This is a genomic window from Halorubrum pallidum (assembly GCF_055380345.1).
In genome coordinates this window covers 1,793,867-1,813,123 of the sequence record NZ_AP043945.1, presented here as the reverse complement: position 1 = coordinate 1,813,123, position 19,257 = coordinate 1,793,867, and the positions used below count along the sequence as shown (strand labels likewise).

25 protein-coding genes, 1 tRNA gene and 2 pseudogenes are annotated in these 19,257 nt (G+C 67.7%); 4 read left to right on the top strand and 24 right to left on the bottom strand.

Annotation, left to right across the window (positions count from 1 at the left end):
• The first annotated feature begins 22 nt into the window (after nucleotides 1-22).
• A complete protein-coding gene (locus ACZ45C_RS10905; protein WP_460562681.1) occupies nucleotides 23-577 on the top strand; it encodes a GMP synthase subunit A in 555 nt (184 codons plus the stop codon).
• A 51-nt stretch (nucleotides 578-628) separates the two neighbouring features.
• Here ACZ45C_RS10905 and ACZ45C_RS10900 read toward each other — a convergent pair whose 3' ends face one another.
• The 7 genes and pseudogenes from ACZ45C_RS10900 to ACZ45C_RS10870 form a co-directional block, all read right to left on the bottom strand.
• Nucleotides 629-1,072 carry a universal stress protein gene (locus ACZ45C_RS10900; protein ID WP_460562682.1) on the bottom strand — a complete coding sequence of 148 codons (444 nt, stop codon included), beginning with the start codon at nucleotides 1,070-1,072 and terminating at the stop codon, nucleotides 629-631.
• A gap of 56 nt (nucleotides 1,073-1,128) precedes the next feature.
• On the bottom strand, nucleotides 1,129-1,326 hold the full coding sequence (locus tag ACZ45C_RS10895; RefSeq protein WP_460562683.1) for an HVO_0649 family zinc finger protein: 198 nt from the start codon (nucleotides 1,324-1,326) through the stop codon (nucleotides 1,129-1,131).
• Nucleotides 1,327-1,464: 138 nt separating this feature from the next.
• Nucleotides 1,465-1,740 carry a DUF3194 domain-containing protein gene (locus tag ACZ45C_RS10890; protein ID WP_460562684.1) on the bottom strand — a complete coding sequence of 92 codons (276 nt, stop codon included), beginning with the start codon at nucleotides 1,738-1,740 and terminating at the stop codon, nucleotides 1,465-1,467.
• Nucleotides 1,741-1,746: 6 nt separating this feature from the next.
• The gene (locus ACZ45C_RS10885; RefSeq protein ID WP_460562709.1) at nucleotides 1,747-2,130 is read right to left on the bottom strand and encodes a prefoldin subunit beta; all 384 of its coding nucleotides are present in this window, start codon (nucleotides 2,128-2,130) and stop codon (nucleotides 1,747-1,749) included.
• Nucleotides 2,131-2,371: 241 nt separating this feature from the next.
• A pseudogene (locus ACZ45C_RS10880) lies at nucleotides 2,372-2,617 on the bottom strand (KEOPS complex subunit Pcc1); the annotation flags it as partial.
• Nucleotides 2,618-2,652: 35 nt separating this feature from the next.
• Nucleotides 2,653-2,787 carry a DNA-directed RNA polymerase subunit P gene (locus tag ACZ45C_RS10875; RefSeq protein WP_128904311.1) on the bottom strand — a complete coding sequence of 45 codons (135 nt, stop codon included), beginning with the start codon at nucleotides 2,785-2,787 and terminating at the stop codon, nucleotides 2,653-2,655.
• 4 nt (nucleotides 2,788-2,791) lie between these two features.
• Nucleotides 2,792-3,058 carry an eL43 family ribosomal protein gene (locus ACZ45C_RS10870; RefSeq protein WP_086220860.1) on the bottom strand — a complete coding sequence of 89 codons (267 nt, stop codon included), beginning with the start codon at nucleotides 3,056-3,058 and terminating at the stop codon, nucleotides 2,792-2,794.
• Nucleotides 3,059-3,217: 159 nt separating this feature from the next.
• On the opposite strand from ACZ45C_RS10870, the gene ACZ45C_RS10865 reads away from it, so the two are divergent.
• Nucleotides 3,218-4,153 (top strand): thiazole biosynthesis protein, encoded by a 936-nt coding sequence (locus tag ACZ45C_RS10865; protein ID WP_460562685.1) that lies wholly within the window; start codon nucleotides 3,218-3,220, stop codon nucleotides 4,151-4,153.
• Nucleotides 4,154-4,278: 125 nt separating this feature from the next.
• On the opposite strand, the gene ACZ45C_RS10860 is transcribed toward ACZ45C_RS10865, so the two are convergent.
• The 3 genes from ACZ45C_RS10860 to ACZ45C_RS10850 form a co-directional block, all read right to left on the bottom strand.
• Nucleotides 4,279-4,890 (bottom strand): translation initiation factor IF-2 subunit beta, encoded by a 612-nt coding sequence (locus ACZ45C_RS10860; RefSeq protein WP_460562686.1) that lies wholly within the window; start codon nucleotides 4,888-4,890, stop codon nucleotides 4,279-4,281.
• Between the two features lie 212 nt (nucleotides 4,891-5,102).
• Nucleotides 5,103-5,177: transfer RNA gene (locus tag ACZ45C_RS10855), tRNA-Met, on the bottom strand.
• Between the two features lie 125 nt (nucleotides 5,178-5,302).
• Nucleotides 5,303-5,524, bottom strand: coding sequence for a hypothetical protein (locus ACZ45C_RS10850; protein ID WP_460562687.1), 222 nt, complete (start codon nucleotides 5,522-5,524; stop codon nucleotides 5,303-5,305).
• Nucleotides 5,525-5,647: 123 nt separating this feature from the next.
• On the opposite strand from ACZ45C_RS10850, the pseudogene ACZ45C_RS10845 reads away from it, so the two are divergent.
• Nucleotides 5,648-7,260 (top strand): annotated as a pseudogene (locus ACZ45C_RS10845) (long-chain-fatty-acid--CoA ligase).
• Here ACZ45C_RS10845 and ftsY read toward each other — a convergent pair.
• From ftsY to ACZ45C_RS10790, 11 genes are all read right to left on the bottom strand, one after another.
• The gene (gene ftsY, locus ACZ45C_RS10840; protein WP_460562688.1) at nucleotides 7,261-8,367 is read right to left on the bottom strand and encodes a signal recognition particle-docking protein FtsY; all 1,107 of its coding nucleotides are present in this window, start codon (nucleotides 8,365-8,367) and stop codon (nucleotides 7,261-7,263) included.
• Between the two features lie 9 nt (nucleotides 8,368-8,376).
• Nucleotides 8,377-8,841 (bottom strand): prefoldin subunit alpha, encoded by a 465-nt coding sequence (gene pfdA / locus ACZ45C_RS10835; RefSeq protein ID WP_460562710.1) that lies wholly within the window; start codon nucleotides 8,839-8,841, stop codon nucleotides 8,377-8,379.
• On the bottom strand, nucleotides 8,841-9,017 hold the full coding sequence (gene rpl18a, locus ACZ45C_RS10830; RefSeq protein WP_460562689.1) for a 50S ribosomal protein L18Ae: 177 nt from the start codon (nucleotides 9,015-9,017) through the stop codon (nucleotides 8,841-8,843). The genes pfdA and rpl18a overlap by 1 nt, the downstream gene beginning before the upstream one ends.
• Before the next feature lie 145 nt (nucleotides 9,018-9,162).
• Nucleotides 9,163-9,828: a translation initiation factor IF-6 gene (locus ACZ45C_RS10825; protein ID WP_460562690.1), complete on the bottom strand. Its 666-nt coding sequence runs from the start codon at nucleotides 9,826-9,828 to the stop codon at nucleotides 9,163-9,165.
• Nucleotide 9,829: 1 nt separating this feature from the next.
• Nucleotides 9,830-10,108 (bottom strand): 50S ribosomal protein L31e, encoded by a 279-nt coding sequence (locus ACZ45C_RS10820; protein WP_460562691.1) that lies wholly within the window; start codon nucleotides 10,106-10,108, stop codon nucleotides 9,830-9,832.
• Nucleotides 10,109-10,261 carry a 50S ribosomal protein L39e gene (locus ACZ45C_RS10815; RefSeq protein ID WP_004050128.1) on the bottom strand — a complete coding sequence of 51 codons (153 nt, stop codon included), beginning with the start codon at nucleotides 10,259-10,261 and terminating at the stop codon, nucleotides 10,109-10,111.
• Nucleotides 10,262-10,393: 132 nt separating this feature from the next.
• Complete coding sequence (locus ACZ45C_RS10810; RefSeq protein WP_460562692.1) at nucleotides 10,394-11,512, bottom strand: M20 family metallopeptidase; 1,119 nt, start codon at nucleotides 11,510-11,512, stop codon at nucleotides 10,394-10,396.
• On the bottom strand, nucleotides 11,509-12,132 hold the full coding sequence (locus tag ACZ45C_RS10805; RefSeq protein WP_460562693.1) for an NfeD family protein: 624 nt from the start codon (nucleotides 12,130-12,132) through the stop codon (nucleotides 11,509-11,511). The genes ACZ45C_RS10810 and ACZ45C_RS10805 overlap by 4 nt, the downstream gene beginning before the upstream one ends.
• Nucleotides 12,133-12,247: 115 nt before the next feature.
• The gene (locus ACZ45C_RS10800; RefSeq protein ID WP_460562694.1) at nucleotides 12,248-12,502 is read right to left on the bottom strand and encodes a DUF7312 domain-containing protein; all 255 of its coding nucleotides are present in this window, start codon (nucleotides 12,500-12,502) and stop codon (nucleotides 12,248-12,250) included.
• Between the two features lie 76 nt (nucleotides 12,503-12,578).
• The gene (gene pyk / locus ACZ45C_RS10795; protein ID WP_460562695.1) at nucleotides 12,579-14,336 is read right to left on the bottom strand and encodes a pyruvate kinase; all 1,758 of its coding nucleotides are present in this window, start codon (nucleotides 14,334-14,336) and stop codon (nucleotides 12,579-12,581) included.
• Nucleotides 14,337-14,442: 106 nt separating this feature from the next.
• Nucleotides 14,443-15,207, bottom strand: coding sequence for a 4-phosphopantoate--beta-alanine ligase (locus ACZ45C_RS10790; protein WP_460562696.1), 765 nt, complete (start codon nucleotides 15,205-15,207; stop codon nucleotides 14,443-14,445).
• A 102-nt stretch (nucleotides 15,208-15,309) separates the two neighbouring features.
• On the opposite strand from ACZ45C_RS10790, the gene ACZ45C_RS10785 reads away from it, so the two are divergent.
• Nucleotides 15,310-15,555, top strand: coding sequence for a hypothetical protein (locus tag ACZ45C_RS10785; RefSeq protein WP_460562697.1), 246 nt, complete (start codon nucleotides 15,310-15,312; stop codon nucleotides 15,553-15,555).
• A 48-nt stretch (nucleotides 15,556-15,603) separates the two neighbouring features.
• On the opposite strand, the gene ACZ45C_RS10780 is transcribed toward ACZ45C_RS10785, so the two are convergent.
• The 3 genes from ACZ45C_RS10780 to ACZ45C_RS10770 form a co-directional block, all read right to left on the bottom strand.
• On the bottom strand, nucleotides 15,604-16,074 hold the full coding sequence (locus ACZ45C_RS10780; protein WP_460562698.1) for a universal stress protein: 471 nt from the start codon (nucleotides 16,072-16,074) through the stop codon (nucleotides 15,604-15,606).
• Between the two features lie 63 nt (nucleotides 16,075-16,137).
• The gene (locus tag ACZ45C_RS10775; RefSeq protein WP_460562699.1) at nucleotides 16,138-17,673 is read right to left on the bottom strand and encodes a TrkH family potassium uptake protein; all 1,536 of its coding nucleotides are present in this window, start codon (nucleotides 17,671-17,673) and stop codon (nucleotides 16,138-16,140) included.
• 75 nt (nucleotides 17,674-17,748) lie between these two features.
• A complete protein-coding gene (locus ACZ45C_RS10770) occupies nucleotides 17,749-19,257 on the bottom strand; it encodes a TrkH family potassium uptake protein (protein ID WP_460562700.1) in 1,509 nt (502 codons plus the stop codon).

Here is a 19,257-nt window from a genome sequence, read left to right as displayed (position 1 = left end):
GCGCGAGTCCGCAATCGACGGCATGACTCGGATCGTCGTCATCGACCTCCACGGCCAGTTCACGCACCTCGAACGGCGCGCGCTCCGCGACCTCGGCGTCGACACCGAGATCGTCTCGGCCGACGCGCCGGCCGAGGAGGTGGACGCCGACGGGATCGTCCTCTCCGGCGGCCCCGACATGGACCGCGTCGGCAACGCGCCCGACTACCTCGACCTCGACGTGCCCGTCTTCGGGATCTGTCTCGGGATGCAGCTGATCGCGACGGAGCGGGGCGGCGCGGTCGGCGGCGGCGACTACGGCGGGTACGCCGACGTCGACGTGGAGATCGTTGACGACGGGGACCCGCTCGTGGGATCGCTCGCGCCCGAGACCCGAGTATGGGCCTCACACGCCGACGAGGTGAAGGAACTGCCCGACGGATTCGTCCGGACCGCCACCTCCGACGTCTGTGGCATCGAGGCGATGGCGGACGTCGAATCGGATCACTACGGCGTTCAGTGGCATCCCGAGGTCGCTCACACCGAGCGCGGCGAAGAGGTCTTCGAGAACTTCGTGGCTATCTGCGGGTCGGAGTAGCGCGCACGCCGCGTCCGGTCCGTCGAGGGCGACCGCCTCGGAATTAGCGCATCAGGCGTCGGCACGGGCCGCGTCTCTCCTCCGCACCGTCAACACCGGTACGTCGCTGTGACGCACGACCCGCTCGGCGACGGAGCCGGCGGAGAGAAATCGCCCGATTCCGGTCCGGCCGTGCGTCCCCATCACGATCAGATCGACGCCGTACTCGCCCGCGGCCTCGAGGATCTCCTCGTGTGCTCGACCGCGCCGGAGGTGGCGCTCGACGGGGACGTTCCGCTCACCGCCGGCTTCGGCGACCGCGTCGAGCGCGCGTTCGCCGCGGGCCTCCTCGCGCTCGACGACCGTGTCCCACTCGGTGGCTCCCGCGACCGATTCGTCGACGACGAACAGCGCGTGCAGCCGCGCGTCGGCGAGGACGGCGAGGTTGCAGGCGTGATCGACGGCGGCGTCGCTCCCGGGACTCCCGTCGGTCGGACAGCAGATCGCGTCGTACATTCACGCGCTCCGCGCCGAGCGAACGATCTGGGTCGGGCGGTCGCGTTCCGCGGGCGTCACAACCGGTATCGGTGGACGTGTTCGGTGCCGCAGCTCGGACACTCCCGGCGGTACTCGACGGTCGCACCCGTGGTCGCCGCCTCCCATTCCCCCTCGTCGTCGACGCGTCCGCACTCCTCACAGACGTGCGGACGTCCGTCGAGGCGCGCCCGGAGGCGATCGAAGGCCGAGGTTCCGCCGTAGCTTGATGACATGTGATACCAGTACACAATGACACGATTAATAATTAACGGTGGTGAGACACACGATAGCCGCCGCTCACGGTCAGTCGTCTACCGGGAGGCAATCGACCGCGGCCGTCGGTCCGCGACGGCCGGGTCACCCCGAACGGCTCACTCCGCGAAGAGTCGGTCGACCGCCTCGCCGGCGGTCTCAGCGGCTTCGCGGGCGACCGCGTCGGGGTCGGGGTCGGCATCGTCGGGCACGTTGAGGTACACGTCGACGTCGAGGACGCCCTCCTCGAACGTGACGGTGACGTCGAGGTCGGTCACCGTCGACTGGTCGTAGTGTTTGAAGACGACCCCCTCGGCCGCCTCGGCCGCGGCGTTGACGACGGCCGCGTCGCTCGGATCGTCGGCCGAACGCTCACCGCTCGATTCGTCGCTCATCGCCGCTTACGCGCCGCCAGCGCCCGGACCGCCCGGACCCATGGGGCCGCCGCCAGCGCCGCCCTGGAGCATCTGCTGAAGTTCGCCCTGCAGGTCGTCGAACTGCTCTTCGACGCGCTCCTCCTGTTTCTGGAGCTGCTCGACGCGCACTTCGAGCGAGTCGACCTTGTTCTCGAGGTCCGCGCGGGCGGACTCGTAGTCGGTCTCGACGAGGACTTCGCCGATCTCGCGGTACATTCCGGCGTCCTCGTCGACGTCCTCGAGAGCGTCGAGCGCGGTCTTCGACTCGTTGAGCGCCGACTGCGCCTGCTCTTTCTGCTCGGCGACCTGCTGTGCGGTCTCTTGAAGCTCCTGTAGCTCCTCGATCTTCTCCTGTGCCTCGGGCGGCATGTTCCCTTGCATAGGCGGAACGTGGCGGCCCGGACGGAAAAACCCCCGACTTCTCTACCGACGAAGGATATCGGCTCTAGAGGACGTGAGGCGGAGTTTGAGGGGCGAATTGGGTGTGGGTAGAAGTGGCTCAGTCCCGTTCTGCGTAATTACTGGGATCGTCACCACTGGGTTCGTCATCACCGGGGACATCACCGCTGAGGTCGGTATCACTCGGCGGTGACACCGACCCGTGTTGCGCCCGCGACGTACTGACCCGCTCTGCGACCGCGACGAGCCGCGACCAGCTGTTGATCCCGGCGCGGAGCGCGACGAGGTCGTCGGCGACGACGCGGACCCGAACCGCGTCGCCGTCGCGGTCGACCGTCGCGGCCGAGCGGTCGTCGTCGATCTCGCCGATCTCAGGCGCGAGCGCGTCGCCGACGAGTCGAGCGCGTCGCTCGGAGCGATAGGTGAACGAGAGAATCGCTTCGTGCGGGCGGGCCATCGAGGAGGTCGTCACGGTCGCAGCGGGTCCGCCGCCTACTCGACGGTGACTTCCTTCACGTCGCCGCCGCGCTCCTTCAGGAGGACGCGGTGGCCACAGTACGGACAGCGCACGCCGCCGTACTCGTCGAGAGTGACGTCGCGCTTACAGCGGGAGCACTTGTAACTCATCTACCTACTCCTCGTCGGCGAGTGCGGCGCGGATGGACCGCCGAACGGTGCGGCCACCGGGCGTCTCGGGGCGGTAGGCCCCGCCGGTGAACGTCTCGCCCGTCTCCTCGTTGACCCAGATACCCGTGCCCTTGCGCGTGACGTCGTCGCCGTCGACGGTCGCGTTGCGCATCTCCTCTTCGATGTCCTGAACCCGCTTGCGGGAGACTCGGCCGTAGCGAGCGCCGAATCGGCCCGCACTCCCGGTGCTTCGTGCCTTGTCCTCAGCCATAGTGAGTGCGACTACCGCCAGCGCGGGTAAAAAGGCTACGAGTTGGGGACGTGGGGCGACACTCAAGCAGATTCGAGCGCCGGTCCCGCCGGCCGGGAAGACGCCGGTCGCGGCGTCGACCGTAACGACTATTACAACTTAGTAATATCACTTAGTTGTATGCACGGATACGACGGCTTCGCGGACGTGAGCGAGACGGACGTAACGCAAGCGATCGGCACCGAGTGGACCGACGGCTTCCTCGATTTCACCGAGTCGGAGGTCATCATCCTCGGCGGCGGCCCGTCCGGGTTGATGGCCGCGAAAGAGCTGGCCGAGCGGGGCGTGAAGGTGATGGTAGTCGAGAAGAACAACTACCTCGGCGGCGGGTTCTGGCTCGGTGGCTTCCTGATGAACACCGTGACGGTCCGCGACCCGGCACAGGAGGTCTTAGAGGACCTCGACGTCGACTACGAGCCGGTCGAGGACGTCGACGGACTCTACACGGCGGCCGGTCCCGAGGCCTGTTCGGGACTCATCAAGGCGGCCTGCGACGCCGGCGCGCGCGTCCAGAACATGACGGAGTTCACGGACCTCGTGATCCGCGAGGACCACGAGGTCGGAGGGATCGTGATGAACTGGACGCCGGTGCACGCGCTCCCGCGCGAGATCACCTGCGTCGATCCCATCGCGGTCGAGTCCGACCTCGTGATCGACGCGACCGGCCACGACGCGGTCGCTATCAGCAAACTCGACGAGCGCGGCGTGCTCTCCGCGCCCGGGATCGAACACGCGAAGGAACACAACACCGGGATGGACCAGACCGACGACGGGCAGTACGGCGCGCCCGGTCACGACTCGCCCGGCCACGACTCGATGTGGGTCGGCGAGAGCGAGGACGCCGTCGTCGAGCACACCGGCGTCGTCCACGACGGCCTGATCGCCTCGGGGATGGCGGTCGCGACCGCTCACGGGCTCCCGCGGATGGGGCCGACCTTCGGCGCGATGCTCGTCTCCGGCAAGAAGGCCGCTCAGAGCGCCCTCGACGAGCTCGGCGTCAACGAGCCCGAGGTCAGCCTCTCCGCGGGAAGCGAGCCGGCTCCCGCTGACGACTGATCCGCCACCTGTCGAGGACGCAGCCGGGAGCGCGGTCTCGGCGACGTCGCCGGAGAGGCCGGAGCTCGGTGACCTTTCGGCGGCCGTTTCATCGAACGGCGATTCGGAGAAAGCGGTTGATCGACTCAGTTCTCGCGGCGGGCGAACGCGAGGTTTCCGGAGACGTTCTTGATGTAGGCTTTGACCGTCTCACCCTCCTGTGCGCCGGGGACGAAGACCGTGTACTCGCCGCGCTCTGCGACCCCGTCGCCCTTGCGGCCGGTGCCGACGATCTCGAGTTCGTACGTCTTGCCCGACTCGATGGCCTCCTCCTGCCGACTTGTGTTCTGCGTGTTCTGTTTCGCGACCGGTCGGAACGCCCCGCAGGCCTCACAGCGGAGCATGGGCGTGCGGTTTTCGGTCTCCAGCCGCGTGTCGGGGAGTCCACACTCCGAACAGGTGACGAACGACTCGATGTACGAGTCGATCGCGGCCTGGAAGTCGCGCTCGCGGAAGTTCCCGCTGTAGCGGGCGCGGCCGTCCTCGTACTGTCCGGCGGTACCGAGCTCCTGCTGGATCTTCGAGTGGACGTGCTCGGGGTCGCGGCTCAACGCGTCCGCGATGGCAGAGAGGTTCGTCAGACGCGTGAACGCGCCGTCCTTCTGCGCCTCCGGGTCGGGCACCGACAGCCGCTCGTCGGACCCGCCCAGATCCGGCACTTCCTCCATCGCGCGGTCGAGGCTCGATTCGTAGTCCATACGCGAGTGGACGACCGCGCGACGGAAATCGCTTCCGGGTTCGGAGCGAGGACGAACGCCGGGTACCCAAAAGAACACGGGAGCGACACGACGGTGACGGGCCCGAACGCATCGCTTCGAGCGTGGCGTTCGTCTTCGAATCTTCTCCGGGCTATCTCGTCAACGCTGTTCACGCCTCGCTGCGCTCGGCGTTCACGGCCGTCGACAGAAGATAGCGGGAGGTAGATTTGAACTACCGATCTCCGGGTTATGAGCCCGGCGGAATCTCCTGGCTATCCCATCCCGCTATCGTAGCAAACTCGCGTGCGACTGTTAAGGGTTCTGATCCCGTCGCCCGTGTGCGATTCGTCCACGATACGTTTATATATCGAATCGCGAGCCGAAGAGCACCTCACCCGGCGTCCCCGCCGTCTCACTCGTCGTCGTCCGCGGCGGCCGCGTACCGGCGGCGGAACCAGATCGTCGCGATACTCCCGACCGCGAACGTCAGTGGAAGGACGGCCTCGGCCGGGTCACCGGAGAGCAGTCGCGGGGCCGTTATCCCCGCCATCAATGCGAACAACAGTCCCAACAGCCCCGCGATCGGCTCCAGGTATCCGTCGGTGATCGGCGTCCGACCGGAGTCGTCGCTCATACCGTGTCCGTCGTCGCCGATCCGGTAAAACCCCACGGCGACAGACGGGAATTGACGGTTGCCGTCCCTCCCGACTTGCAGCGGCCGCAAACACTATCATGAATCATAAATAGTGATAGATCGATGCGAAAACCGTTACTCACGACGGACTTTCTCGATCGGGCGAGACGACACTACGCTGACGAGGAGGCCGTGCTCGCGGTCGACGGAACGCGGTACACGTACGCCGAACTCGGCGGCCGCGCAGACCGATTTTCTGCCGCGCTACGGGACAGGGGAATCGAGAAGGGCGACCGCGTCGCGGTGTTGGATCCCAACACGCACTACCACCTCGAAGCCGCGTACGGGGCGATGCAAGTCGGCGCGGTCCACACGCCGCTCAACTACCGGCTCACGCCCGACGACTTCGCGTACATGCTCTCCGATGCGGGCGTCGACGCGATCTACGCCGACGCCGAGTACGCGGCGAACGTCGAGGCCGTCCGCGAGGAAGTTCCCACGGAGACGTTCCTCACGAACGACGCCGACGCGGTCGAGGGCGACTGGGAGTCGTTCGACGAGGCGCTCGCGGACGCGGACCCGGACGGCTACGACCGGCCGGAGATGGACGAGGACGACGTGATCACGATCAACTACACCTCTGGAACCACGGGCGACCGAAGGGCGTCTGTCGCACCCACCGCGCCGAGACGCTGCACGCGTATCTCATCACCGTCCACCAGGAGATCACCGACGACGACGTCTACCTCTGGACGCTCCCGATGTTCCACGTCAACGGCTGGGGGCACATCTACGCGATCACGGGGATGGGCGCACGGCACGTCTGCACCCGCGGCGTCGACGTCGCGGACGCGTTCGATCGGATCCGCACCGAGGACGTGTCGTACTTCTGTGCGGCACCGACCGTTCTCAACATGCTCGGCGACCATCACGCCGAGCACGGCGGGGCGACGACCGGCGAGAACCCGGTACGGGTCGCGACCGCCGGTGCCGCTCCGCCTGAGGCGACGATCCGAACCGTCGAATCGGAGTTCGGCTGGGAACTCAAACACGTGTACGGCGCGACGGAGACCGGGCCGCTCGTGACGTCGGACGCCAAACGACACTACGAGAGCGACTCGGACGACCGGTTCGCGGTGAAGAAGACACAGGGGATCGGCTATCTGGGTACCGACGTTCGGGTCGTCGACGAGAACGGCGACGACGTGGCCCCCGACGGAGAGACGATAGGCGAGGTCGTCGTCCGCGGCAACCAGGTGATGGACCGCTATTGGGAGAAGCCCGAGGCCACCGCGGCGGCGTTCTCAGAGCGACTCGAGGGGTACTACCACATGGGCGATCTGGCCGTTATCGACGAGGACGGGTTCATCTCCATTCAAGATCGGAAAAAGGACATCATCATCTCCGGCGGCGAGAACATCTCCTCCATCGAGCTGGAGGACACGCTCTTCGAACACGATGTCGTCGCCGACGTGGCGGTCATCCCCGCGCCCGACGAGCGGTGGGGCGAGACCCCGAAGGCGTTCGTCGTCCCCGAGAACGGCGATCTCGACGACCCGGGCGCGACGACCGAGGAACTCACGGCGTTCGTCCGCGAGCGCGTCGCCGACTACAAGACGCCCGGCGAGGTCGAGTTCGTCGCGGAGCTACCGACGACCGCGACGGGGAAGATCCAGAAGTACGAGCTGCGCGAGCGAGAGTGGGACGACCAAGACCGGATGGTCGGGGAGGGGTAGCTACTCCTCGCCGAGCAGGCTCTCGACGAGTTCCTCCGGGTCGAACAGGGTGATATCGTCGTACCCCTGTCCGGTACCGAGAAAGAGGATCGGCTTCCCGGTGACGTACGCCACGGAGATGGCAGCGCCGCCGGAGGAGTCGGCGTCTGCCTTCGTGAGGATCGCGCCGTCGATCTCGGCGGCGTCGTTGAACTCCTTCGCGCGGTTGACCGCGTCCTGCCCGGCGACGGCCTCGTCGACGAACAGCGTCATGTCGGGGTCGACGACGCGGTCGATCTTCTCCAGTTGCGCCATCAGGTCGTCGCTCGTGTGAAGCCGGCCGGCCGTGTCGCCGAGGACGACGTCGACGTCGTTGGCCTCGGCGTACTCGACGCCGTCGTAGATGACGGCCGCGGGGTCGCCGCCCTGGTCGTGGGCGATCAGCTCGCGGTCCAGTCGGTCGGCGTGCTCTGCGATCTGTTCGTTCGCGCCGGCCCGGTAGGTGTCGCCGTTGGCGAGCACCGAAGAGTAGCCCCGCTCGTCGAGCCACTCGGAGAGCTTCGCGATGCTCGTCGTCTTCCCGACGCCGTTGACGCCGGTGAAGACGATGGTGACGGGTTTCTCGGCCTCGGCGATCCGCTCTTCGAAGTCGAACTGACCGACGGCGATCACGTCGAGAAGGGCGTCGTGAAGCGCCGACTCCACGAGTTCTCCCGTCGTATCTACCTGTTTGCGCGACTCACCGAGCATCGTCTCGCGGACGGTGTCGAGGATTTGCTCCGCGACGCTCATCTCCACGTCGCTCTCTAAGAGAGCCATTTCGAGGTCCCACAGCGGCTCTTCGAGGTCCTCCTCCTCGATGATGATCCGGCCGGTCGCGAACGCCTTCGCGCGCTGGAACGTGCTCGGGTCGGCGTCGCCCGCGTCGTCGCCGGCGTCTGTCTCAGGGGTCACGACGGAATCGCCGGCTCCGTCCGCGTCGCTGTCAGCGGCCGGAGCGTCCGCGGAGGACGCGGCGTCGCTCTCGTCCGCGTCTGCGTCGTCGCGCTCGTCGGACCCATCGACGTCGGCGTTCTCCTCGACGTCTTTCCGGAACCCGGAGAGCTTGTCTTTCAGTCCGTCGAACACGGTTCGTCGTTACTCCTCGTCGTCTGCCGCCTGCTGCAGCTGCTCCATCTGTTGTTGCTGCTGTTGTTGCATCTGCTGTTGCATCTGCTGGGCCTGCTGTTCGAGTTCGTCGCTCTCGGATTCGAGTTCGTCGATCTCCGCCTGCGTCTCCTCGATCCGGTCGTCGAGCGACTCCTGCTTACGGCGGAGCACGTCGACTGCGTCGGTCTGGTTCTGCTCCGCGGAGTAGTTGCCGCCGAGCGAGACGATGATCTCGTCGATATCCTGGACCTCTGCGCGGACGTACGCGCCGCCGCCGAGCGGGACCTGCACCGTCGCGCCCGTCTCGAGCGTCTCGATCGCCTCGACCGCGTCGTCGATGTCGGTCTTCTCTTCTCGGTAGTCGGCGATCTCGGATTCGAGCGCCTCGATCTCCTCGTCGAGCGCCTGCAGTTCCTGCGAGAGCTGCTGGAGCTGCTGTTGACCGCCGCCCATCATGCCGCGGACACCTCCTCGATCTCGATCTGCGAGCGCTTGCGGTTGTGCTGGCTCCCGACCGTCGTGTATACGCGCTCGCGAGCGAGCGACTCGTTTTCCGCTTCGATCTCCTTCGTGAACGGCTGGTCGCCGTCTCGACTCTGGAACCGTCCACTCACCGTGTAGGTACTCATGTTCACCGATCCGGCAGGGACAGGGAAGTATCTTCCTAAAACCGGAGACGCGACAGAGACACCGAAACCGACACAGAGGCCCCTCTCAGGCACTCACGAGGCGCGTGTGGAGAGAACCGCTCTGGCCGGGAGATGACCGAAACGGTCAGTCGATGAATCCGAGAGTCTCTTCGATCCGACCGAGCTCCGGCCCAGTCGTCTCCTCGCCGACGACGTAGCCGCGGTCGTTGGCGACGAGTCCCGAGCCGATGAGCGGTGCGCCGTAGTTGATCGTTCCCAGGTCGGCGCGCACGTCGAGCGCGTCCTCGACCGCCTGCAGCTCGGACTCGGTCGACTGGGGGTGACAGAGCACGCCGGTGTTGTTCGCGACAGCGGCGGTGCCGACGGTCCGGACGTCGCCGAGGTCGCCGCGGACCACGGGTACGTCGAGCGTGTCCCTGATCGCTACGACCGCCTCGCGTGAGAGGTCCGGGTGAACGTACGCGCCGTAGTCGTTCGCGAGGATCACGTTCCCGGCGGCGTTGATCTCGCCGGGGAGTTCCGCGACCGCGCGGTCGGCGGCCTCGGCGATCCGCGAGCGTTCGCGGTCGGTCGCGCGCGGCGAGACGAGGACGCCGCTCTCGTTTCCGACCGCAAGCGAACCGACCGTGTTGGCTCCGCCGACGGTCGTACGGAGGGGGTCGGCCCCGAGTTCCTCGCCGAGCGCGTCGGCGAGTTCCTCGTCGGCGTCCGGTCTGACCAACAAGAGGTCGTCGGCGACGCGGGCGAACACTCCGACGTACGACGAGCCGGTGAAAGTCGCCCGTAACACGCTATTCGGCGTACTCGGCTTCGACGACGGGCTCGCCGTCCTCGACGAACCGGGCCGAGCGGACGCGGATCTTGCTCGGCGGGTTCTGTCGACCGTTGGCCCAGACGGCCTCGTTGACCGACGTGTCGAGCACGACGTCTTCCTCGTCGACGGAGAAGTGTTTCGCGAGGTGCTCGCGGACGATCTTCATGGCGAAGTCGGCGCGCTCCTGTACGGGCTTGTCCTTGGCGTCGCGGAGCGGGACGGTGACGACACGCTCCTCGAAATCACTCGTCGACATTTACTCGTCCAGGTCGTTTCGACGCCAGTTGCGCCGCTTGGGGTTTCGCGTGACGTTCATGTCGGTCTTCATCATGACCCACGCGGGGACGCGGGTGTTCTGGCGCTCCGCCTTCGCCAGACGCTTCTTTTGAGCCTTCGATTTGTCTCCCATAGTGCTCCCCAGTTCCCGCGGGGCGCATAAAACCCCTTCCATACCGCGTCGATCGGGGGCGTCACGTCGCCGCCCCGGGCTGGCGGCTCACAGCGCGCGACGTCGTTCTCTCGCGCCGCGCGACGGCGAGATTCACACCGTCCGCTCGCAGATCCCGCGATAGAGCTGTCGGCACCGCTCCAGCACGTCGATCCCGACGCTCTCCGCGTCGGTGTGCGCCTCACCGGGCTCGGCGGCTCCACCGACGAGACACGCCGTGCCCGCGTCGGCGAGCCAGCCGGCGTCGGTCGCGTGCGGCTTCACGACGTGGTCCGGCGCGTCGAGGCCGCGGTCGTCGTGCACCTCGCGGGCGACGGCGAGCGCGGCGTCAGCGAACTCAGCGTCGTCGCAGGCCATCGGCGGGAGGTCCTGATCGACTCTCCACTCCACGTCGGACACGGCCTCCTCGACTCGCCCGAGGTCGGCCCGGTCGCCCGGGACCGTCCGCTCGTCGATCGTGACGGTACAGCGCTCCGGGATCACGTTCCACGTCTCGCCGCCCTCCACGACCGTCACCGCGAGCGAGCCCGTGACCGACTCGCCGAAGACGGTCGCGGCCGGCGCGGCCAGATCGCGGACGACGTCGATCGCGTCGCTCGCCAGATAGACCGCGTTCTCCCCGGCCTCCGGCTCCGAGGCGTGCGCCGCGGTCCCGCGGGCGACGAGCGTCGACGCTCGACGACCCTTGTGCGCGACGGCGACGTCGGTGACGCCCGGCGCGGAGTACCCCGTCGACCCCTCGGCGACGACCGCGCGGTCCGGGGCGAACCCCTCGTCTATCGCGTGTCGCGCGCCCGTTCCGCCCGCCTCTTCCCCGACGAACGAGGCGAACGCCAGCGTCCGACCCGCCGGCGGGATCGCGTCTCGGAACGCCAGCATGCAGCCCGCGAGCGCGCCCTTCATGTCCGCCGTGCCGCGGCCGCAGAGCCGTCCGTCGCGTCGCTCGACGACGTACTCGCCCTCGTCCGTCGTCTGCCGATCGGCGGGCGGAACCACGTCGTGGTGCCCGACGAGCGCGAGCGTGTCGCCGTCCGACGCGTCGGTCTGTCCCGGTGGTTCCCTGTACGCGAGCACGTTTCCGACGGCGTCGCGCTCGACGAGCGCGTCCGTCTCCTCGCGGAGCCACGCCTCGATCGCGTCGCCGGCGGCGGTCTCGTCCACGTGCGAGGGTATCGCGACCAGTCGCTCGGCCAGGTCGACGAGTTCGCTCATTCGCGTTCGGTCTCCGACTCGGTTTCACGGTCGGCCTCCGTCGCGGATTCGCCGTCGGTCTCCGATTCCGCCTCCTTCCGGGCGCGGTCGGCAGCCAGTTCCCTGTCGATGTCGTCTTCCACGTATCCCATCGACTCCACGGTGACCACGTTGCCGCCGCCGGGATCGACCACCATCACCTCCTCGCCCTCCTCGATCGTCCCTTCGATGGCGCGGGCGGAGTAGTACGGGTTGAACCCCCCCTCCGAGAGTTTCACTTCGCCGCCCGCGGTCGTGACCGCCTCGGTGACGGTGCCGGTCTTCCCCTTCAGCGAGTCGCTGTCGCTCGTCTGCTGTTGGCCCTTGCCGCCGTACAAGTCGAACTCGTGGTAGCCGTAGAAGGCGGCGGTACCGAAGGCGAGCGTCAAAAGCGCCATGAGGAGCGTGAGCCCCGCCCCCGCGACGCCGACGGCCGCGAGGAGGAGCCCGCCGAGTCCGGCCCCGATGAGCGCGATACCGACGACGATGAAGTTCGCCCCCGGCGCGACCGCTTCCGCCATCGAGAGCAACAGCCCCGCCGTCAACAACAGGAGAGGGAGAGTCTCCGGGGCCAGCAATCCCGACTGCGCGAGCACGTCCATGTCCGGACGTACGGCTGCGTCGGTATAAGTGGTGGTGCGGCTGTCTGGCCGGGTGACAGCGCGCGGTGAGGGGGTGCGCGGTGAGGGAGTGGCGATACCGGACTCGATCGCGGCGTCAGAAGCCGAACACGAAGATGCCGACGGTGAGCGCGACACCGAGCGCGACGAAGACGGCGTGTTCGGCTTCGATCGATCCGGGTTCGATTGGCTCGTCCGCTGGCGTGTGCGTGTCCTCGGTGACGCCGTCAGGCCCGACCTCGTCGACGGAGAACCGCCACTGGCTCTCGTCCGCGTCCGCTTCCCCACTACTGTCGTCGCGCGTCTCGTTCGCGCGGCTCCGAACGTCGTCGTCTCGGTCCTCGCTGCTCATACGTGAGGTACGCGGGTCGACGCTAAAGGACTGGCGGGAGGTGCGGTGACGTTCGCTTCCACGCGCTCCGGGTTCCCTACCGATTCTGCGCGGCCGCGATCACGTCGCCGTCGTAGACGACGCCGCGCTCGCCGTCGACGGTGATCGTCGTGCCGTCGGCGACGCGGTCCGGCAGTGTCGCGCCCGAGACCATCGGCACGCCGAGTTCGCGAGCGACCACCGCCGGGTAGCCGGTCATCCCCTCGCGGGCGTCGATGATACCGGCGAGCGCGTCGAGATCGCCGCTGAACTCGTCTTCGAATCCGGGACCGAGCGCGACGATCGACCCGTCGGGGACCCCGTCGAGGTCGCCGTCGTCGACGCGGTACACGGGGCCAGCCGCGTGCCCGGTGACCACCGCTTTCCCGGTCACCAGCGTCTCGGCCGCGACGTGGACCTTGAGCGTGTTCGTCGTGTTCGTTCCCTCGAACTCGGTCAACATTCCAGAGAGGACGACGAGCGTGTCGCCAGACTCGGCACCGCCGGTGTCGAGCGCGGCGTCGACCGCGTTATCGAGGATAGTCTCCATGTCGTGAGCGTACTCGGTCAACACCGGGCGAACACCCCACGAGAGCGCGAGCTGGCGTCGGACGCGGTCGTTCGGCGTGGTCGCAACCACGGGGACCCCGGGTCGGAACATCGCGGTCTTACGCGCCGTGAAGCCGGACTCCGAGACCGCGACGACCGTCGACGCGCCGATGTCGCGCGCGAGGTAGCGGGCGGACCGCGCCAGCGCCTCGGTTCGCGAGCCCTCGTCAGCCGTCGGCACGCGCTGTTCGCGCGTCTCCGCGTACTCGTCGCTGGCCTCGACCCGCCGGACGATCCGGTCCATCGTCTCGACCACGTTGACCGGGGCGTCGCCGATAGCGGTCTCGCCCGAGAGCATCACCGCGTCCGTCCCGTCGAGGACCGCGTTCGCGACGTCCGACGCCTCGGCACGGGTCGGCCGCCGCGAGGCGACCATCGAGTCGAGCATCTCGGTCGCGGTGATCACGGGGACGCCGTCGTTGACGCACGTCCGGATGATCCGCTTTTGGATCACGGGCACGTCTTCGAGCGGGCACTCCACGCCGAGATCACCGCGGGCGACCATCACGCCGTCGGCGGCGTCGACGATTCCCTCGAGGTTCTCGACCGCACCCGCGCGTTCGATCTTGGCGACGATCGGGATGTCGCCGCCGCCGCGCGCCTCCAGCTCGTCTGCGATCTCGTACACGTCGTCACCGTTGCGCACGAACGAGGCCGCGACGAAGTCGGCGTCCGTCCGCGCCGCGAGGTCGAGTTCGGCCTCGTCTTCGGGCGTGATCAGGTCGACGTCGATGGCGACGCCGGGGAGGTTCACGCCCTTCCGAGAGCCGAGCTTTCCCCCGGAGACGACGTCGGCGACGACGGCCTCGCCGTCGACGCGCTCGACGCGGCACTCGATCCGGCCGTCGTCGAGAAGGACCGTATCTCCCGGCCCCGCGGCCGCGATCGAGTGGGTGAGCCCGACGCGGTCAGGGGTAGCGTCGTCCCCCTCGACGAACGTCACCGTAGAGCCCTCGGCGATCGAGATCGGCTCGTCGATCTCGGCGGTTCGGACCTCCGGACCCTTCAGGTCGACCATCACCGCGAGCGGGTCGTCGATCTCGCCGTCCACGGCGCGGGCACGCTCGATCACGGTCTCGCGGTGGTCAGTCGTCCCGTGGCTGGCGTTCAATCGGACGACGGACATCCCCGCCGCGGCGAGGTCGCGGATCGTGTCCCGGTCGTCCGAGGCGGGACCGATCGTACAGACGATCTTGGCGTTTCGCATACCGCTCGGTTCGGCGCAGCTCGGGAAAAAGCCACACGGTTGCGTCGGGTCCGAGTGAACGTTCGTGACAGACCGTGACAGAGTACGCCGCGACGGCCGAAACTCATCAGGCGCCGTCGCCGGCGTCGAACGTCCCGTCTCGAATCGCCGCCTCCGCGGCCGCGAGCGCCTCGTCCGCGTCGAAGCCCTCGACTACCGCCCGTAACTCCGCGTCGTCCGCGTCGGCGAGGTAGCGAGCGTGCGCCGTGACGTTCGGCACGGCTCGGATCAGGTTGTCGATGATCGGCACGCTCGCGGTTCGCGGCGACCGGCTCCCGGGGTTGAGATCGATCACGATCTCGGTCTTGCCCATCGCGTCGAGCGCCGCCGCGCGGTCGCCGTCTTCCAAGGGGACGACGACGACGTCCGCCGCCTCGATCCCGTCGGCGTCGACGATACCGCGGGCGTGTGACAGTCCGGGGATCTCGCCGTCACCGGTGAGTCCCTTCACCGCCTCCGCGCCGTGGTCGCGGAGGTGACCGGCGATCCGCCGGACCCGATCGTCGGTGTGATTGAAGAGGTTCACTTCCAGGTCGGCGTCGACCGCCTCGGCGAGTTCGACCGTCTCCGCCGGCGCGAGCGCCGCGACGTTCCCGTTCACCGAGATCACCGGGCGGTTCGCGGCGAGGAGCGCGGCGGCGGCGGCGCGAGCGGCGTTGTCCGCGCTCTGAAGCGTTCGCTCGCCGAGGAGGTAATCGAACGCTTCTCCCCGTCCCTGCGCGATGAGCCCCTGTTTCGAGGTGATGCCCTTCTCGACGCCCGCCTCGATCCGGTGACGCGTCACGAGCGACGCGTATCGCGGGTGATCCTCGGGAACGTCCGTCTCGCTCATGCCCGTCGTTGTCGGCGTGTCGATTAAAGCGCCGCGTTCCCGGCCGACGCGGACGCCGCTACCGGAGCAAAAGTTAATGTGATACGACACGAACAGTCGACGATGTCAGACCGTACCGGCACGTACACGGTGGTGGAACCGTGCAACGACCACGGAACGACGACGCTCCGCGAGCACCCGCGGAACAGCACCGTTCACGTCGTCGAATACGGGGACTCGGAGGTGGAGTCCGCGCTCTCCGATCTCGACGCCGGTACGGTCGTCAGGGTCGAACTCGAACGCGAGGGCCGCCGCGGGAACGCGTGGCGCGCCGAGGCGGCGCGGCCGGTGAGCGCGGATCCCGCCTGAAGACCGCCGTCGGGAGGCGACTGAGCCCTCGCCGCACGCCGCCCGGCGTTACGAGTCGGTGCCGGGGAGCGCGACGACCGGCACGTCGGCGTTCGTCACGAGTTTGAGCGACAGATCTCCGGAGAGTAACTGCATGATCCGGTTGCCGCCGCGCGAGCGGTAGACGATCGCCGTCGCGTCGACCGCGTCGGCGGCCGCGAAGATCTCCGCGGCCACGTCGCGGCCGTATGCCGTGTGGTCGTCGGCGTCCGGAAACACCGTTCGGACGGCGGCGTACGACTCCTCGGCCAGCGTCTCCGACTGCTCGACGGGCGTCTTGTCCGGGACGCCCTCGCCCTTCTCGACGACGTGGAGCGCAGTCACACGCGCCGGGCCGTACGGTTCGAGCGACCGCGCGGTCGCCAGCGCGTCGTCCTCGTTGGCGACCGGGAGCAGGACGTGGCCGAGCAGGTCCGCGTCGCCAGTGGGAGGCGCGTCGTCGCGGTCGGCCGTGTCGCCGGCATCGTCGGGATCGGTCATACCGCGACTTCGACGCCCCGGCTTAAGAAGGTGGGCGGAGGTGAGTCGAGCGCCGGCGCCCGCTCACCGGTCGTCGATCCCGGCGACGAACAGCGCGAGCACCGGGACGATCTCCAGTCGACCGATCCACATCAGCCCGATCATCACTATCTTCGTCGTGTTCGGCAGGAACTCGTAGCTCCCGAAGGGGCCGAGCGGCCCGAGCCCCGGCCCGATGTTCCCGATAGTCGCGAGCGAGGCGGCGAACGCCTCGGTCCCGGTGAGCGCCTCGCCCACGCGCGCCGTATCCAGTTCGATGAACACGGCGGCGAGTGCGAAGATGAGGACGTACAACAGCGTGAACACGAATATACCGCGGATCACGCCCTCGTCGACGACCTCGCCACCGAGCCGAACCGGCTTGACCACGTCCGGGTTCGCCGTCGTGTACAGCTCGCGGTACAGCGCCTTCACCACGATCAACCACCGGATCACCTTGATCCCGCCGCCGGTCGACCCCGCTGACCCGCCGACGAACATCACGAAGAGCAGGAAAAAGCGGGTCTGTTGGTCCCACTGCGCGAAATCAGCGGTGGCGAACCCCGTCGAGTTCATCAGCGAGGCGACCTGGAAGACGCCCTGTCTGAGCGCGTTCTCGGTCACGCCCCCCGTTATCCCGCCGATCTCCGTGGCCGGCGCGCCGCCGGCGAACAGCCCGACCGCGAGCACGCCCGCGAACGCGGTCACCAGTCCGAGGTACGTCCGGAACTCGGTGTTCTCGAGCATCCGACGCGGCTCGTCGCGCAGGAGGTACCAGAACAGCGCGAAGTTCACGCCCGCGATCACCATGAACGGGACGAAGACCCACTGCACGATGGGCGAGAACGCCGCGATGCTCTCCGCCTGCGGCGAGAAGCCGCCGGTCGGCAGCGTCGAGAGACCGTGAGCGATCGCGTTGTACAGATTCATCTCCGGAGCGAGCGGCGTGAGTCCCAACCCGAACAGGATCGCGATCAACACGACCGTGAACCCGGCGTAGATGAGCCAGAGCGCGCGCGCCGTCTCGGCGATCCGCGGCGTGAGCTTCTGGAGTCCCGGTCCCGGAGCCTCCGATTTCATCAGCTGTGCGCCGTTGACCGCGAGTTGCGGTAAGATTGCGACCATCAGCACGATGATCCCCATCCCGCCGAGCCACTGCGTGAGCTGCCGCCACAACAACAGAGCGTGTGAATGTCGATCGAAGCTGATCTCCGCGGTCGCCGTCGCGCCCGTCGTCGTGAATCCGGACATCGACTCGAACAGGGCGTTGATCGGGTGACCGAGCGCCGATCCCGTCCCGTACCCCGCGATGACGTACGGTATCGCACCGACTACCGCCGCCATGAGCCACGCGAGCGAGACGACGGCGAGCGCGTCCCGCGGGCTGAGATCCGGCTCGTCGTCGAGCCGTTCGAGCCCGGCGCCGATCGCGACCGCGACTCCCATGGAAATCGCGAACGTGGCGACGTCCTCGCGGTAGATCAGCGCCACGACGAGCGGCACGCTCATCGACGCCGAGAGGTACTTCACGATGCTCCCGGTGTAGCTGAGCGTCGCCCGCGCGTCGACAGTTCGTGTCACGTGTTCGTCGCTCCCCCGTCGATATCCGTCGTAGCTCTCCGGTGAGGCAAGAACCCGTCGATACCACCGGTGGCGTCACGACGTCCAGAACGATTTCGTGAACAACACCAACACCGGGATGATCTCGATCCGTCCGATCCACATCAAGACGATCATGGCGGCCCGCGTCGAGACGGGAAACGAGGCGTACGTGCCGTACGGTCCCGCCGCACCGAAGGCGGGACCGATGTTGAGGAACGTCGACGCGGCCGCGCCCATCGCCTCGAACTCGTTCACCGGGGCGCCGACCCGTTCGGCGTCGACGACGACGAACACAGTGAACAGGAAGAATATCACGACACTCAACAGGACGTACGCGTAGATGTCTCGAATCGTCTCCTCGTCGACCGGCGTGCCGGAGTTGCGGACCGGTCGGACCGACTCGGGGTGAATGCTCGTGAACAGGTCGCGTTTGAACGCCTTCAGGGCGACCATCCAGCGCAGGGACTTGATCGAACACGTCGTCGACCCGACCATCCCGCCGAGGAACATCCCCATGAACAGCATGTGTTTCGCGCCTGGTGCCCACAGATCGAAGTCGGCGCTCGCGTACCCGGTCGTCGTCACCATCGAGACGACGTTGAACACGGCGTGACGGACGGTCGCCTCGTCGCCGAGGGCGGTGCCGGGATCGAACCCGAGAACGAGGGCGACGATCGCCGCGAACACGGCCATCGAACCGAGGTAGAAGTGGAACTCGTCGTTTCTCAACAGGCGCATCGGATCGCCGTTGATCGCGAAGTACAGCAGCACGAAGCTCGTCGACCCGACGATCATGAACGGAATGACGGCCCACTGGATCGCGGGGTGAAACGCCCCGACTGAGAGCGGCTCCGGCGAGAATCCCGCGGTCGACACCGACGTGAACGCGTGTGCGATCGCGTTGTACAGGTCCATCTGCGGGTCGACCGCGAGTCCGAGAGCGAAGTAGGTGGCGGCGGCCAGAAGCGTCAGTCCGACGTAGAGCCCCCAGATGAGCCGAGCGGTCTGGCTTATCTTCGGCGTGAGCTTGCTCACGTCCCGCGTCTGCGTCTCGGACTCCATCAGCTGTGCGCCACCGACGCCGATCTCAGAGAGCACGGCCGTCGCCAGGACGAGGATTCCGAGCCCCCCGAGCCACTGGAGCACCTGCCGCCACATCATCACGCCCCGAGGGTGAACGTCGAAGTCGACGAGCACCGTCGCACCCGTCGTCGTCAGCCCGCTCATCGACTCGAACATGGCGTTCACGGGGTTCGCGAGGACGCCAGTTCCGGCGACGAAAAAGGGGATCGCGCCGACCGCAGCCACCAAGAACCAGATCGACGCGACCGCCAGAAACGCCTCGCGCGGGCCGAGGTCGGCCTCGTGGTCGCGCAGGGATCGGAATCCCGCGCCGGCGGCGAGGGCGACGCCGACGGCGACGAGGAACGGGACCGCCGACTCCCGGTAGTAGAGAGCGACCAAGAGCGGAAACGCGAGCGGTACGGTCAGATACGTGAGGACGTCACCGATGAGACCCGCGCTCGCCCGCCATCGCACCCTGATCCGCGTCCGTTGCGTCAT

Coding starts and splice junctions, on each gene's coding strand:
- ACZ45C_RS10850 (WP_460562687.1), bottom strand. CDS start 5,524: ATGAGCGACGACTCCGGTCGGACGCCGATCACCGACGGATACCTGGAG.
- ACZ45C_RS10815 (WP_004050128.1), bottom strand. CDS start 10,261: ATGGGAGACAAATCGAAGGCTCAAAAGAAGCGTCTGGCGAAGGCGGAG.
- ACZ45C_RS10785 (WP_460562697.1), top strand. CDS start 15,310: ATGTCAGACCGTACCGGCACGTACACGGTGGTGGAACCGTGCAACGAC.
- ACZ45C_RS10820 (WP_460562691.1), bottom strand. CDS start 10,108: ATGTCGACGAGTGATTTCGAGGAGCGTGTCGTCACCGTCCCGCTCCGC.
- ACZ45C_RS10885 (WP_460562709.1), bottom strand. CDS start 2,130: ATGCCGCCCGAGGCACAGGAGAAGATCGAGGAGCTACAGGAGCTTCAA.
- ACZ45C_RS10865 (WP_460562685.1), top strand. CDS start 3,218: ATGCACGGATACGACGGCTTCGCGGACGTGAGCGAGACGGACGTAACG.
- ACZ45C_RS10780 (WP_460562698.1), bottom strand. CDS start 16,074: ATGACCGATCCCGACGATGCCGGCGACACGGCCGACCGCGACGACGCG.
- pfdA (WP_460562710.1), bottom strand. CDS start 8,841: ATGGGCGGCGGTCAACAGCAGCTCCAGCAGCTCTCGCAGGAACTGCAG.
- ACZ45C_RS10810 (WP_460562692.1), bottom strand. CDS start 11,512: ATGAGCGAACTCGTCGACCTGGCCGAGCGACTGGTCGCGATACCCTCG.
- ACZ45C_RS10770 (WP_460562700.1), bottom strand. CDS start 19,257: ATGACGCAACGGACGCGGATCAGGGTGCGATGGCGGGCGAGCGCGGGT.
- ACZ45C_RS10900 (WP_460562682.1), bottom strand. CDS start 1,072: ATGTACGACGCGATCTGCTGTCCGACCGACGGGAGTCCCGGGAGCGAC.
- ACZ45C_RS10860 (WP_460562686.1), bottom strand. CDS start 4,890: ATGGACTACGAATCGAGCCTCGACCGCGCGATGGAGGAAGTGCCGGAT.
- ACZ45C_RS10870 (WP_086220860.1), bottom strand. CDS start 3,058: ATGGCTGAGGACAAGGCACGAAGCACCGGGAGTGCGGGCCGATTCGGC.
- rpl18a (WP_460562689.1), bottom strand. CDS start 9,017: ATGAGTACCTACACGGTGAGTGGACGGTTCCAGAGTCGAGACGGCGAC.
- ACZ45C_RS10800 (WP_460562694.1), bottom strand. CDS start 12,502: ATGAGCAGCGAGGACCGAGACGACGACGTTCGGAGCCGCGCGAACGAG.
- ACZ45C_RS10905 (WP_460562681.1), top strand. CDS start 23: ATGACTCGGATCGTCGTCATCGACCTCCACGGCCAGTTCACGCACCTC.
- ACZ45C_RS10890 (WP_460562684.1), bottom strand. CDS start 1,740: ATGAGCGACGAATCGAGCGGTGAGCGTTCGGCCGACGATCCGAGCGAC.
- ACZ45C_RS10805 (WP_460562693.1), bottom strand. CDS start 12,132: ATGGACGTGCTCGCGCAGTCGGGATTGCTGGCCCCGGAGACTCTCCCT.
- ACZ45C_RS10875 (WP_128904311.1), bottom strand. CDS start 2,787: ATGAGTTACAAGTGCTCCCGCTGTAAGCGCGACGTCACTCTCGACGAG.
- ACZ45C_RS10790 (WP_460562696.1), bottom strand. CDS start 15,207: ATGAGCGAGACGGACGTTCCCGAGGATCACCCGCGATACGCGTCGCTC.
- pyk (WP_460562695.1), bottom strand. CDS start 14,336: ATGCGAAACGCCAAGATCGTCTGTACGATCGGTCCCGCCTCGGACGAC.
- ACZ45C_RS10895 (WP_460562683.1), bottom strand. CDS start 1,326: ATGTCATCAAGCTACGGCGGAACCTCGGCCTTCGATCGCCTCCGGGCG.